Source organism: Paenarthrobacter sp. NEAU-H11 (assembly GCF_050573415.1).
Taxonomy (GTDB): domain Bacteria; phylum Actinomycetota; class Actinomycetes; order Actinomycetales; family Micrococcaceae; genus Arthrobacter.
In genome coordinates this window covers 143,490-156,957 of the sequence record NZ_JBNZGA010000009.1, presented here as the reverse complement: position 1 = coordinate 156,957, position 13,468 = coordinate 143,490, and the positions used below count along the sequence as shown (strand labels likewise).

At 66.6% G+C, this 13,468-nt stretch carries 11 protein-coding genes; 5 read left to right on the top strand and 6 right to left on the bottom strand.

Going from position 1 to position 13,468, the window contains the following annotated elements:
• The 4 genes from ACQ3DC_RS13195 to ACQ3DC_RS13180 form a co-directional block, all read right to left on the bottom strand.
• Positions 1–2,085: a PTS fructose transporter subunit IIABC gene (locus tag ACQ3DC_RS13195; protein WP_430752442.1), complete on the bottom strand. Its 2,085-nt coding sequence runs from the start codon at positions 2,083–2,085 to the stop codon at positions 1–3.
• Between the two features lie 2 nt (positions 2,086–2,087).
• Positions 2,088–3,095 carry a 1-phosphofructokinase family hexose kinase gene (locus ACQ3DC_RS13190; protein WP_321215165.1) on the bottom strand — a complete coding sequence of 336 codons (1,008 nt, stop codon included), beginning with the start codon at positions 3,093–3,095 and terminating at the stop codon, positions 2,088–2,090.
• Positions 3,092–3,898 carry a DeoR/GlpR family DNA-binding transcription regulator gene (locus tag ACQ3DC_RS13185; protein WP_421093736.1) on the bottom strand — a complete coding sequence of 269 codons (807 nt, stop codon included), beginning with the start codon at positions 3,896–3,898 and terminating at the stop codon, positions 3,092–3,094. Before ACQ3DC_RS13185 ends, ACQ3DC_RS13190 begins: the two co-directional genes overlap by 4 nt.
• Positions 3,899–4,149: 251 nt before the next feature.
• Entirely contained in the window at positions 4,150–4,407 is a 258-nt protein-coding gene (locus tag ACQ3DC_RS13180) for a DUF6458 family protein (protein WP_133349335.1), read from the bottom strand.
• Between the two features lie 241 nt (positions 4,408–4,648).
• On the opposite strand from ACQ3DC_RS13180, the gene ACQ3DC_RS13175 reads away from it, so the two are divergent.
• The 3 genes from ACQ3DC_RS13175 to ACQ3DC_RS13165 all read left to right on the top strand — a co-directional run bounded on the left by ACQ3DC_RS13175 (position 4,649) and on the right by ACQ3DC_RS13165 (position 8,932).
• Positions 4,649–5,293, top strand: coding sequence for an alpha/beta hydrolase (locus ACQ3DC_RS13175; RefSeq protein WP_421093737.1), 645 nt, complete (start codon positions 4,649–4,651; stop codon positions 5,291–5,293).
• 394 nt (positions 5,294–5,687) lie between these two features.
• Entirely contained in the window at positions 5,688–6,440 is a 753-nt protein-coding gene (locus ACQ3DC_RS13170; protein ID WP_321215168.1) for an HAD family hydrolase, read from the top strand.
• Between the two features lie 149 nt (positions 6,441–6,589).
• Entirely contained in the window at positions 6,590–8,932 is a 2,343-nt protein-coding gene (locus ACQ3DC_RS13165; protein WP_430752441.1) for a glycoside hydrolase family 65 protein, read from the top strand.
• A gap of 21 nt (positions 8,933–8,953) precedes the next feature.
• On the opposite strand, the gene ACQ3DC_RS13160 is transcribed toward ACQ3DC_RS13165, so the two are convergent.
• On the bottom strand, positions 8,954–10,282 hold the full coding sequence (locus ACQ3DC_RS13160; RefSeq protein ID WP_430752440.1) for an MFS transporter: 1,329 nt from the start codon (positions 10,280–10,282) through the stop codon (positions 8,954–8,956).
• A 158-nt stretch (positions 10,283–10,440) separates the two neighbouring features.
• Here ACQ3DC_RS13160 and ACQ3DC_RS13155 point away from each other — a divergent pair, with 158 nt between their 5' ends.
• Both ACQ3DC_RS13155 and ACQ3DC_RS13150 read left to right on the top strand, forming a co-directional pair.
• A complete protein-coding gene (locus ACQ3DC_RS13155; RefSeq protein ID WP_157239524.1) occupies positions 10,441–11,253 on the top strand; it encodes a hypothetical protein in 813 nt (270 codons plus the stop codon).
• The gene (locus tag ACQ3DC_RS13150) at positions 11,237–11,986 is read left to right on the top strand and encodes a LamB/YcsF family protein (protein ID WP_157239522.1); all 750 of its coding nucleotides are present in this window, start codon (positions 11,237–11,239) and stop codon (positions 11,984–11,986) included. The genes ACQ3DC_RS13155 and ACQ3DC_RS13150 overlap by 17 nt, the downstream gene beginning before the upstream one ends.
• 97 nt (positions 11,987–12,083) lie before the next feature.
• Here the strand turns inward: ACQ3DC_RS13150 and ACQ3DC_RS13145 are convergent, their stop codons facing one another.
• Positions 12,084–13,442, bottom strand: coding sequence for a DUF445 domain-containing protein (locus ACQ3DC_RS13145; RefSeq protein WP_430752439.1), 1,359 nt, complete (start codon positions 13,440–13,442; stop codon positions 12,084–12,086).
• Positions 13,443–13,468: the final 26 nt, after the last annotated feature.

Below are 13,468 nucleotides of genomic sequence, written 5' to 3'. Positions count from 1 at the left end.
TCAGACGGTTGCTGGGACGGTTTCCACCGTAGCAGCGCTCTTGGGGGCGGCCCAGCGCTTGAGGCCGATCACGGCCAGGGCGGTCACGATGGCACCGGCGACGATCGAGAGGACGAACATCAGCACGTTGCCGATCGCGAAGAACACAAAGATGCCGCCATGGGGAGCCTGCGAGGTGACCCCGAAGGCCATGGTCAGTGCGCCGGTCAGCGCGCCGCCCAGCATGCTGGCAGGAATGACGCGGAGCGGATCAGCAGCAGCGAACGGGATAGCGCCTTCGGAGATGAAGGATGCACCCAGCAGCCAGGCAGCCTTGCCGTTTTCGCGCTCAGCCAGGCTGAAGAGCTTGCGGTCCAGGACGGTGGCCAGGGCCATTGCCAGAGGGGGCACCATGCCGGCGGCCATGACCGTTGCCATGATCTGCCACGGCGCCTGGTTGTCCGCGCTGCCGGCGCTGAGTCCCGCAACGGCGAAGGCGTAGGCCACCTTGTTGACGGGACCGCCCAGGTCGAAGCACATCATGAGGCCAAGGATGATGCCCAGGACCACGGCGGAAGCGCCGGTCATGCCGGAGAGCCAGCCGTTAAGGGCGGTGGTGAGGCCGGCGATGGGGCCGCCGAGCAGCAGGAACATGAGTCCGGAAGCCGCGATGGAGGCGAGCAGCGGGATGATGACCACGGGCATGAGGCCGCGCAGCCAGCGGGGAACCTGCCAGGTGCCGATCACGTGGGCAACGTAGCCGGCCAGGAGGCCGCCCACGATGCCGCCGAGGAAGCCGGCACCCATGAAACCGGAGACTGCACCGGCCACGAAGCCGGGGGCGATGCCGGGCCTGTCAGCAATGGCGTAGGCGATGTAGCCGGCCAGCGCCGGGACCAGGAAGCCCATGGACAGGGCGCCGATCTTGAACAGGACTGCGCCCAGGTAAGCGGCGAGTCCGCCCTCGGGAAGGTTGCCGAAGTTGTTCTCCACAACCACCTTGTCCGCGACTTCGGTGATGTCGTAACCACCCAGGAGGAAGCCCAGGGCGATCAGGAGGCCACCGCCGGCCACGAACGGGATCATGTAGCTCACGCCGGTGAGCAGGGCCCTCTTCAGCTTCTGGCCGATGTGCTCGCCCTTTTCGGCGGCGGCCTGCTCAGCCTGTTCCTCGGCACCGAAGTGCGGGACGCGCCGCGCGTTCGGGTCCGAGGCTGCGGCCAGCGCCTCCTGGACCATCTTGGCGGGTTCGTCGATGCCCCGCTTCACAGGGGCGTTGATGACCGGTTTGCCGGCGAAGCGCTCCTTGCCGCGTACGTCCACGTCCACCGCGAAAATTACGGCGTCGGCGGCAGCAATGACGGCGGGATCCAGCGGCTTGGCGCCGGAGGAACCCTGGGTTTCCACCTGCAGGTCGACGCCGGCCTCCTGGGCAGCGGCCACCAGGGAGTCAGCTGCCATGTAGGTGTGCGCGATGCCGGTGGGGCAGGCGGTCACGGCCACGAGGCGCTTGGGACCGGCCGGGGCTGGTCCGGCCGTAGCCGCGCCGGAAGCAGCGGCGCCAGAGCCCGCCGAAGCAGTGCCTGCCGACGCCCCCGCGGACGCGCCGGAAGCAACAGCTTCAGCGGGTACCGCGGCTGCATGGGCTGCAGGCTTGTCGGCCAGCGCACCGTCCACCAGTTCCACGATCTCTTCGCGGGATGAGGCGTTGCGCAGGGCCGTGGTGAAGTCCTTTTTGATCAGGGACCTGGCCAGCTTCGAGAGCAGCTTCAGGTGCTCCTGGTCGGCTCCGTCCGGGGCTGCGATGAAGAAGACCAGGTCCGCCGGGCCGTCCTTGGCTCCGAAGTCCACCTTGGGATTGAGGCGGGCCATGGCCAAGGTGGGTTCCGTGACGGCGGCCGAGCGGCAGTGCGGGATGGCGATGCCGCCCGGAATGCCGGTGGCGGTCTTCTGCTCGCGGGCGAAGGCGTCAGCGAAGAGGCCTTCAACTTCTGTTGCGCGTCCGGCGGCAGCTACTTTGCTTGCCAGGTGCCGGATCACCGCCTCGGGCGCGTTGCCCAGGTTCTGGTCGAGCTCGACCAGGTCCGTGGTGATGAGCTGGGTCACTGTCAATCCTTTCGAAGGGCCGTGATGGTTACGGCATCCGGGGTGGTTTGGTGTACTGCCGGAACCGTTGAACCGGGCAGGGAGGCGGCTGCGGCACCGTGGGCCACAGCCTGGCGAAGGCAGTCGGCCGGGGCGGCGCCCCGGCCATGGGCGAGCAGGTAGCCGGCCAGCGCGGAATCGCCCGCGCCCACCGTACTGACCGCGGCGACCGGCGGATGCGTGGCCAGCCACGCGCCGTCGGCCGTTACCAGGACAGCTCCCTTGGATCCGAGAGTTGCCAGCACAGCACCCACGCCGGAACGTACGACAGCGGCCGCGGCGGCCGCGGCCGCCACCGGATCCGCTTCCAGTTCGTCAGCGGTAGCCGCGGCGAAGCCGGCTGCAGCAGCCAGTTCCGCCAGTTCTTCGGCGTTGGGTTTGAGGAGGTCCGGTTTCCCGGAACCGTTGACGGCCGGTTCAGCACCGGCATCGCCTCCGGACATTGCGGCCGCGAGCGGCGCACCGGAGGAGTCCACGGCAATGAGCGGTGCGCTGCCGTTTCCGGCTGCGCGGATCCGGCGGGCCGCCGTCGCGTAGAAATCAGCAGGGAATCCCGGCGGCAGCGAACCTGCAAGGACCACCCAGCTGGCTCCGCGGGAGCTCTCCAGCAGCAGTTTGATCAGGGCTTCCTGCTGGTCCGCATCCATGACCGGACCGGGCTCATTGATCTTGGTGGTCACGCCACCGGGTTCCGTGAGGGCCACATTGGTGCGGAGCGGTTCGCTGATGGGCAGGGAAACGAACGGCACCGCGCTTTCCCGCAGCCCGGCCAGGACGGGATCGCTGTCCGCGCCGGGGAGGACGGCAACGGAGTCCAGGCCGGAGGCAACCAGTGCACGGGACACGTTGACGCCCTTGCCGCCCGACTCCTGGCTGACGGAAACGGCACGCTGCACTTCGCCCCGAACCAATGGGCCCGGCAGTGCCACGGTCCGGTCAAGGCTGGGGTTGGCGGTGAAAGTGACGATCATGCGATCACCACGTCAACGCCGGCTTCTTCAAGGGCGGCCGCCAGTTCCGGGCCGGGCTCGCTGTCTGTAATCAAGGTGTCCAGATCTTTCAGGGAGGCGAACTGGACCAGGGTTTCCGTGTCCAGCTTGGAGGAATCGGCCAGCACAACAATCCGGCGGGCCGAGTGGACGAAAGCTGCCTTAACCGCGGCTTCCTCGGGGTCGGGCGTGCTCAGCCCAAAGCTTGCGTGGATTCCGTTGGTGCCGATGAAAGCGATGTCCGGCCGCAGTTTGCCGGCGGCCTCCACGGTTGACTGACCCACGGCAACCTGGGTGATTCCGCGGACCCGGCCGCCGAGTATCTCAAGGGCGATGCCGGGAACGCTGGAGAGTTTGCCTGCGATGGGAACGGCGTGGGTGATGGCCACCAGTTCCGCCCGCGGTCCGGTTGGGTCGGAAGGTTCGACGGCGGCGCGCCGCGAGAGCATGTCCGCCAGGACTTCCGTAGTGGTGCCGCCGTCGATCAGGACGCTGCCGGTGGAGTTGCGTGGAATGAGGGCCAGCGCGGCTTCGGCGATCCGGATTTTCTGGTCCGGCCGCTGGATGGCGCGCTCGTTCACGCTTTCCTCGGTGGTGCTGAACCGGTCTGCGGCAACGGCTCCGCCGTGGACGCGGCGGACGGTGCCGGCATTCTCGAGGGCGGCAAGGTCGCGGCGGACGGTTTCGGTGGTGATGCGGAAGCGCTCGGCCAACAGGGTCACGCTGACCCGGCCGCTGCCGGCAACAAGCTCGGCAATCTTTTGCTGGCGCTCCTCGGCGAACACGTACCCTCCGTTGCGTAGGTCTTCTGGTGGTGTGGATTGTTCACTGTGGCTGCCGTTCCTGCGTGACTGGCATCACATGATGTTGAGTTACTTGACTTTATCTTTGCTTGTGTTGGTTTGTCAATGGAAACCCACATGAAACAAAGTGGCACTTTCGGGGACAGCAAAAAGCCGGGCCGGACCATGGATGGTCCGGCCCGGCTCCTCGGGTCAACGTCGTGTCCTGCGCTGCGGCGCGGAACCCGGTGGTGCTACAGCCCGCCGTCGCGGCTTTCGTTCCGCGTAATGCGTTCCCCGGTGTTCGGGTCAACCACGGAGCGGGTCTCGCTGACGCGCCGGCTGCGGCCCGGGGAAGCGAGGATGAGGGAGGCGATGAGTCCGATGACGCCAACCGCCATCAGGATGTAGCCGATGAGCACCTGGTCCACGAAGGGGATGAGGCCCGGAGCGACCGCCCAGGCAAGGATGGCGCCGAGGGCGATAAGGAAGATGGAGGATCCGATTCTCATGCTTTGCTCCTTGTTGTCACGGATGGAAGCCTTCTTGGGCCGCGGACTTTTGGTAAGCATGCTGTCCGTTAAGCGTCACGCTACAGCCCGGGGTGGCTGTATTCAATGGCGGGGGCCGGCGCGTAACCCATTCGTTGTGCTGTGGCGCCTGTGAAGGAAGAGGCTGATGCGACTCGATGACGTTGCCCGCGGACCGGCACGGCTCGGGCATCAAGCCACGCTTGCTGGCTAGGCTGATCCGATGGAAACAGTTGTGTGGTCCAAACCTGAAGGCGAGCGGGCGGGCACCCCACTACTTGTGATGATGCACGGTTATGGCACGGACGAGTCCCGCATGGTGCGCCTTTTTGAGTACCTGCCGCCCGAGTTCACGTGTGCGGCGCTCCGCGCGCCGATGCCGATTGGTGACCATTACGGCTGGTTCATGCTGGACTACTTCCTGGCCAATGACTTCGCGGATGTCATTAAAGCCTCGAGTGCCGTCCAGGCCTGGATCAACAGCGTCAAGGCCCGGCACAGCAGCGTAAGCCTGCTCGGCTACTCGCAAGGCATGGCAATGGCGAGCACTCTGCTGCGCCTCCACCCTAAGGACTATGAGGCGGTGGTGGGACTTTCCGGTTTTGTGCTCCGGAATGAACTGCTGTCCCTCACGGAATCCTTCGACACCAGGCCGCCCTTCTTCTGGGGCCGGGACAAGGCAGACCTGGTCATCAACGAGGACGCGATCGCCTACACCGAGGAATGGCTCCAGCAGAACACGCTCCTGACCGCCAGGACCTACCCCGGCATGGGCCATGCGATGTCGAAGACGGAGATGGTGGACGTGAGCGTCTTCCTGCGACACTATGTGCTCCGCCCGGACGGGTCCGGAAAAATCGACGCGTGACGCTCTCCCGTGCTGAGACGTGCCTCACGCAAGGCCCGCTAGAAAAAACAGTTGCCAGCTAAATTTGTAAGCGCTTACACTCATCTTCGGCCGTTATCGCGGCCCTGAACTGGGCGGACAAGGAGATCAGCGCGGTGTCGAGGGTTTACTGCAGCCGGATACTGTCCCATGCCCTTTATCCGGCCAGCGATACTGGAGGTGCCGCCGGTTTGTCCGACGACGGGCGCCGCGTCCATCATGGTAGGGATACACCGATCAGCAATGCCAGAGCCGAGGCGCTCCCCATACAGACCGCCGCCCGTGGCCGCAGATCGTTCGGGCACCGATGCCTCCCCAACTCCAAGCATCCAGCCTTCAAGGCTGCCCGCCGTCCTGAAAGGACAACGCACCGCTGATGACTGAAAACACCGCAGCAGACAACGCAGCAGCCGAGGTGTCCGCCTGGGCTGGTGCCTCTGCCATCCTTTTCGACCTGGACGGGGTGCTGACCCCCACGGCAACCGTCCATGAGCGGGCATGGCAGGAACTGTTCGAGGACTACCTGGCGGCGCAGCCCCAGGTTCCCGGATACAGCGAGAGTGACTACTTCGACCACATCGACGGCAAGCCGCGCTTCGACGGTGTCCGCGATTTCCTGGCCTCGCGGGGGATTGTGCTCCCCGAGGGCCCCACTGACGACGACCCCGCCAACACCACCGTGCAGGGCCTGGGCAACCGGAAGAACAGGATTTTCAACGACATCGTGAGCGCGGGGGTGGAGCCCTTCCCCGGGTCGGTGCGCTTCCTCGAAGCCGCGCTGGAACGCGGACTGAAGGTCGCCGTCGTCTCTTCCTCCCGAAACGCTCCGGCCGTCCTGGCGGCAGCCGGACTCAGCGCCCGTTTCCCGGTGGTGGTGGATGGCGTGGTCGCGGCAAGCGAAGGCCTGCCCGGCAAGCCCAGTCCCGCCACTTACGAGTACGCCGCCCGCCTGCTGGGCCTCCCCAGCGGGGAGTGCGTGGTGGTGGAGGATGCCGTGTCCGGCGTCCAGGCCGGCGAGGCCGGAACCTTCTACTCGGTCATCGGCGTGGACCGCGGCGCCGGGCGGCAAACGTTGCTCGACGCCGGAGCCACCCTGGTGGTCAATGACCTCAAGGAACTTCTGCCCTAGAGACGGCAGCCTTCCCCGAGGCCGCCCGCTGCTACCCCCGGCAGCTCCCGTCAGTACGCATTACCCCTGAACGCAGCACCCCCCCCGAAAAGTATCCCCAGGCCGGCAGCAAACCGGTTGCCCGGCCAAACGCCTAAGGACCCAACACCATGGCCCTGATCTCAGCGGACCGCGAAAGATTTCCCAACACACCCTGGCAGCTCGTGGAAACACGCCACGAAGCGGGCAGTGAAGGGACGCTGGAAACACTCTTTGCCCTCGGCAACGGACATCTGGGGATCCGCGGCGCCCACTGGGCCGCCGCCGACTCCGACCTGCCCGGCAGTTTCATCAACGGGCTGCACGAAATCTGGGACATCAAGCATGCGGAAAACGCCTTCGGGTTTGCCCGGACCGGCCAGCGCATCCTCTACATTCCAGATGCCAACAACTTCACCGTGGTTATCGACGGCGAGTCCCTCAGCCTGGCCGAGTCCGAGGTGCTGGATTACCGGCGCTCCGTGGACTTCTCCACCGGAGTGTACGAATGCCGCGTCACCTGGCAGTGCCGCTCCGGCGCCGTCGTCACCACAACCGAACGCCGCGCCGTAGGTTTCGCCTCCCGCGGAGCCTTGGGGATCTCCCTGGATGTGGTGACGGACCGTGAGGTTTCCGTGGATGTCACCTCGTCGGTGATTAACCGCCAGGACCAGCCCGTTGAGGACCACTCTGTCCACGATCCCCGGCGGGCGGGCCGGCACGCCGGACGCGTGCTGCTGCCCCTGCGCCTCGAAGGCGGCGACGGATCACTCCGGCTGGCGTGGGAGGCTGCCGAATCCAAGCAGCGCGTGGGCGTTGCGGTTGACCACTGGACCTCCGCAGGGCACCAGCCGTTCGACACGCTGGTGGACCAGGACGACAGCAGCGTGCGCTACGTCCTGGCCGTCAGCCCGGGAGAGCCGTTCCGCCTCGAAAAGAGCGTCAGCTACGCGGCAGGCCCGGCGATCCAGGACCCTTCGCTCGACCCCGCCGCGGCCGCGGAGGAAGGCCTCCGCCCGGTGGAGGACATCTTTGCCGAGAGCGAAGCGCACTACCGCGACTACTGGGCCACCTCCGACATTGTGGTTGACAGCCAGTCCGTGCTGCAGCAGGCCATCCGCTGGAACCTGTTCCAGCTCGCCCAGGCGACGGCGCGTGCCGGCGTCGCCGGCATCCCCGCCAAGGGCGTGACGGGATCCGGCTACGAAGGCCACTACTTCTGGGACCAGGAGGTGTACCTCCTGCCGTACTTGACGTACACAAACCCCGCCGGTGCCCGGCAGGTCCTCGAATTCCGCCATGGCATGCTCCCCGTGGCCAAGATCCGGGCCAAGGAACTGAGCGTTGACGGCGCCCTGTTCCCGTGGCGCACCATCAACGGGCTCGAAGCCAGCGCGTACTACGCCGCCGGCACGGCACAGTTCCACATCGCCGCTGCCATCGCCTTTGCCACCAACCGGTATTTCTGGGCCACCGGGGACACCGCGTTCCGCGACGGGTTGGGCGCCGAACTGCTGATTGAAACGGCGCGGATGTGGATCTCGCTGGGCTTCTTCGGCAAGGACGGGCTCTTCCACATCCACGGCGTCACAGGTCCCGACGAGTACACCGCCGTGGTCAACGACAACCTCTACACCAACGTGATGGCCCGCTTTAACCTGCGTGCTGCCGCGGCTCTGGAGCATGCGGGCATCATGCAGGAAGAGCGGGAGCTGTGGGAGGCGGCCGCCAACCGGATGCAGCTGCCGTTCGATGAGCGCATGCAGGTGCATTCGCAGGACAACGACTTCATGCACCTGGAACCGTGGGACTGGACCACGCCCCGGTCCAAGTACCCCCTGCTCCTGCATTTCCACCCGCTGGTGATCTACCGCCACCAGGTCCTGAAGCAGGCAGACACCGTCCTGGCAATGTTCCTGCAGTGGCAGGATTTCACGCCTGAGGAAAAACACCGCGCCTTCGACTTCTACGACCCCCTGACAACGGGCGATTCAACCCTTTCGGCCTGCGTCCAGGGCATCATGGCCGCCGAGGTGGGGTACTCACGGCAAGCGCTGGACCACTTCACCAACGCCTTGTTCATCGACCTCGATGACACGCACGGCAACACCATCGACGGCGTGCACATCGCCTCCACCGGCGGGGTGTGGAGCTCCCTGGTCTGCGGTTTTGCCGGGTTGCGTGACCAGGGCCCCATTCCGTACTTCGACCCGCGGCTGCCGTCGGAGTGGGACGGGCTCACTTTCCACCTGAAGATCCAGGGGCGCCTGTTGCTGGTTGAACTCCGTGCAGGGGCCATCACCCTCACGGTCCGTGAAGGGGAAGCCCTGGCCGTGGACGTCCGCGGCCAGCTGGTCACCGTAGGTGCCGAGCCCGTCCAGGTGGCGCTCGAACCGGTGCCGGAACCGGAGCCCACGGTTTTCCCCAGCGGACATCCGACGGCGAGTATCCCCGTGGTGCGTGCCAACAGCTGAGTGAGGTGCGGCGGTGGGAGCCTAGTCTCCTGCCGCCGTCGTGCGCTCCGCCTCGGGTAACCGGTCCAGCGGGTGGGCCAGTTCGTCGTCGGGCATGCGCGCAGCGGCCATGGCAATCACTGCCATGACGGGGCATACGCCGCCGGCCACCAGGAAGATCAGCCAGACAGGCAGGACCTCGGCGGCCGGACCGGCCAGCGCCATTGAGACAGGCATCAGGGCGAGCGAAACGAAGAAGTCCAGGCTGGACACCCGGCCCAGCAGGTGCGGCGGGACGCGCCGCTGGAGCAGGGTGCCCCAGATGACCATGCCCACGCTGCCGGTGGCGCCGAAAACGAACAGCGCGGCGGCGATGGCCCAGAAGCTGTCCATGACGCCGACTGCGGCCAGGGGCAGGCTGCCGGCACCCCAGGACACCATCATCACCGTCAGGTAGCGGCGCGGCAGCCGGAAGGACGCCGTGAACAGCGAGCCAAGGGCGGCACCCACCCCCATGACGGCCAGGAGGAAGCCGAACATGCGGGAGTCGCCGGCAAGCTGGTCGCGCACCACGAACGGCAGGAGTACCTCGATGGGCCCGATCAGGAACAGCACGGAGATGCACGCCCAGATAAGGGTCCACAGCAGCCAAGGTGTTTGCCGGGTGTAGCGGACTCCCTCGCGCAGGTCGTGGAGGAAGGATGTCCCGGGGGCCCCGGCGCCTTCGCCGGCCGCCGCCCCGCGTCCGTCCCGCTCCGCCCCGTTGGTGGGCGCGGCCTGTGCATGCTGGCCCAGGAAGTTCAGGACGATGAAGGCCAGCAGGTGGCAGGCGGCCACTGCCGTGACAGCGTGCGACGGCGACAGGGCAGCCACCACCATGCCCGCCACCGCAGGGCCCGCCGCCTGCTGGAGCACGGGCCGCATGGAACCTTCCATCCCGTTCGCCGCCAGCAGGTCCTGCGCGGGGAGGATGCGCGGCAGGATTGCGGAGTAGGCGGGAAAGAAGAACGCCGCGCCGACGCCGAGGACAAAGGAACCCGCTGCGACGTGCCACAGCTGGAGCAGGCCCGTCATGGCGAGTCCGCTGACGGTGGCTATCACCGCAAGGTTGGCGCCCTCCACGGCAAGGATCAGCCGGCGCTGGGGGACCCGGTCCGCTGCGATGCCGCCGGCCAGGACGAACGCCACCAGGCCGGCGCTGCCCGCGGCCGCCACCAGGGAGAGTTCCAGCGGGCCGCCGCCCAACTGGATCACCTGGTACACCATGGCCACGGCCCACATGCCGGAACCGAAAATCGAGATGGCCAACGCTGCGATGAGCACCCGGTACTCGCGGTGCGCAAAGGGCCGCAGGGCTTTTGGGGTGGGCATAGGGTAAGTCTAGGCTTTGGGCGTATGCCGGGGAGCCAGCCCAAACCGCCCTCCCGGCCGCGGCAGGTGGGGATGGCACTGGCGGTAGCCTAATGTTAAGCAACCTTAGTATTAGCGATTCCGGCATCGGCCCGCCGGCGAGACAAACAGAGGTGACCATGGCTACGCGCAGCAACCCCGCAGTACGAATCGCGCAGGAAACTGCCCACAACGCGGTATTCGATGCCGACGGCAAGCCCAAGCCCGGTGTCCACAACATGCTCCTCAGGGCGGTGGAGATCCAGCGCCCCCTGGTGGTGGCGTACATCCGCCGGCTGCAGAGGAAGCACCCCCGGGCCACGGCCGCGCAGCTGGCTGACATCCTGGAGCGCGACTACCTCCGCGCCGTCACCGGCGGCGGCGCGCTGGTGGGCGCAACCGCCGTGGTGCCCGGTGTCGGGACGGTGGCGTCCCTTGGGCTCTCTGCCGCCGCCACCGTGGGGTTCCTGGAGGCGACGGCCCTCTACTCCACCTCCCTTGCGGAACTGCACGGGATCCGGCTGACCAACCCCGAGAAGGCCAGCACCATGGTCATGGCCATCATGTTGGGCGAGGAGGGGACTGCCCTGCTTGGGACGCTCAGCGGCCAGGCGGCCGGAAGGGAAATGAACGCCAACAAGGCCTGGGGCAATGTCCTTTCCAAGTCGATGGCAGTGCCGGGCTTCGGCAGCATCCGGAGCAGGATCCAAAAGGCTTTCCTCAAGAACCTCCTCAAGCGCCAGGGGTCCGCGCTCTTCGGCCGGGCCCTGCCGTTTGGCATAGGTGCTGTGGTGGGCGGAGCCGGTAACCTCATCATGGGGCGCGCTGTGGTGGCCAACGCCAAGGAGGCGTTTGGCCCCATGCCGGACACCATCCCCGGAGAGCTCACCGCTGCGGCCGCGGCACAGGACAACAAAAAGCTGGAAGGCAACACTTTTGGATCTCAACGCTGACCTTGGCGAATCGTTCGGTTCATGGAAGATGGGGGACGACGCCTCCATGTTCCAGCTGGTCACCAGCGCCAATGTGGCCTGCGGTTTCCACGCCGGAGACCCCGTCACCATGCTGGACAGCTGCAGGGCTGCCTACGAACTGGATGTCACGGTCGGCGCGCACGTGGGGTACCGGGATCTGGCAGGCTTCGGCCGCCGCTCGCTGGACATGAGCTTCGACGAGCTGTTCGGCGACGTCCTGTACCAGTTGGGGGCGCTCGACGGCGTTGCCCACGCCGTGGGTGCGTCCGTGGACTATGTGAAGCCGCACGGAGCGCTGTACAACCGGCTGGTGCGCGACGCGGAACAGGCTTCCGCTGTTGTGGCCGCCGTGAACGCCTACGATCCCGGCCTTCCCATCCTTGGGCTGCCGGGATCTGAGCTGCTGAAGCAGGCGAAGGAGGCCGGCCACCCGGTGTTTGTCGAGGCCTTTGCGGACCGAGCCTACCTTGCCGACGGAACGCTGGTGCCGCGCTCACAGGAAGGTGCCGTGCTGCACGACGTCGACGCGATCGTCGAGCGGGCCGTGCGCCTTGCGACCAAGGGGGAAGTAGTGGCCCTGGATGGCAGCGTTGTGCAGGTCCGGCCGGATTCCCTGTGCATTCACGGTGATACTCCGGGAGCCGTTGGGATGGCTGCCGCAGTCCGGGCCGGGCTTGAAGCGGCCGGCGTGGAGCTGGAGTCGTTCGCCTAGCCTGCGTCCTAAAAGCAACGCGGGGTCACTTTTGGCCGGTGCGGGGCCGTTTATCGGGTACTAAGTGACCTCGCGTTGCTTCGAAACGGTCTGTGGCCTACCCAAATATCAGGTGCGCCACAGTAAAAATTGCCAGCCCGGCCAGCGACCCCACCACGGTGCCGTTGATCCGGATGAACTGCAGGTCCTTGCCCACCTGGAGTTCGATCTTTTGCGAGGTTTCCTCCGCATCCCAGCGGGCCACGGTATCGGTAATCACTCCGGCGATGTCGGAGCGGTACGTCCGCACGAGGTAGCCGGCGGCGTCGCCGATCCAGGTGTTCACCTTCCCGGCGAGCTCGGGGTCGCTGACCAGCCGGGAGCCGAAGTCGCGGACCGCAGCCTTGAACTTGATGGTCAGTTCGCTGTCGGGATCATCCACCGCACCCAGGAGGGCGCTCTTCACGGTGCCCCACGTGCGGGAGGCGAGTTCGCGCACCTCGGGATCGCCCAGGACCTGGGCCTTGATGTCCTCGGCGCGGGCAATCATTGCCGGATCGTGCTGCAGGTCCTGCGCGAGGTCGTTGAGGTACTTGTCGATGGACTGCCTTACCTGGTGGTTCGGGTCGGCCTGCACCGCGCGCACGAACTTCAGGATCTCCACGTAGACCTTGTCGCCCACCAGTCCGTCCACGAACTGCGGCACCCATGTGGGGGAGCGGTCAGACACCAGGTGGGTGACAGTATCGTGGTTGTCATCCACCCAGTCGGCGGCCCGGTCCACCAGCAGGTCCACCAGCTTGTGGTGGTGCCCGTCGTGGAAAATCCGCTCCGCCATCTTCCCCACGGGAGGTCCCCACGGCGGAGCCAGCAGGTGCTTGCGCACCATTCCCTCGATGACCGCCTGGACGTCGTCGTCGTTCAAAACCTTGAAAATACCCCGGATCAGGGCGGCGCCCTCCTTGGCTACCCTGTCTGCGCCGGCCGGCGTGGCAAGCCATTCCCCGGCCCGGCGGGCAATGTTGACGCTGGCCAGCTTCTCCTGGACCACCTGCTCGGAGAGGAAGTTAGTCTCCACGAATTCGCCCAGCGAGGCGCCGATCTGGTCCTTCCGGCGCGGGATGATGGCGGTGTGCGGGATCTTGATGCCCATGGGGTACTTGAACAGTGCGGTAACGGCGAACCAGTCAGCCAGCGCGCCCACCATGCCGCCCTCGGCTGCGGCCCGCACGTACTGCAGCCACGGATACTCCTTCTGCAGCGCGAAAGCGAAGACAAAAATCACCGCCATCACCACCAGCAGCCCGAGCGCCACCAGCTTCATCCTCCGCAGCGCTGCCGCCTTTTCGGCGTCGCCAGGGCTGAGGTGATGGACGACGGCGGCGCGCACCTTCGGGCGGCCGTTCGGGTCGGGCGCGGCGGAAGGCGCTGGCCCGGTGGGTGCTTCCCGGGTAGTTGGCTCAGAGTTCACCTGCATGTGCCAAGCCTAGCCCCGCGGTTCGC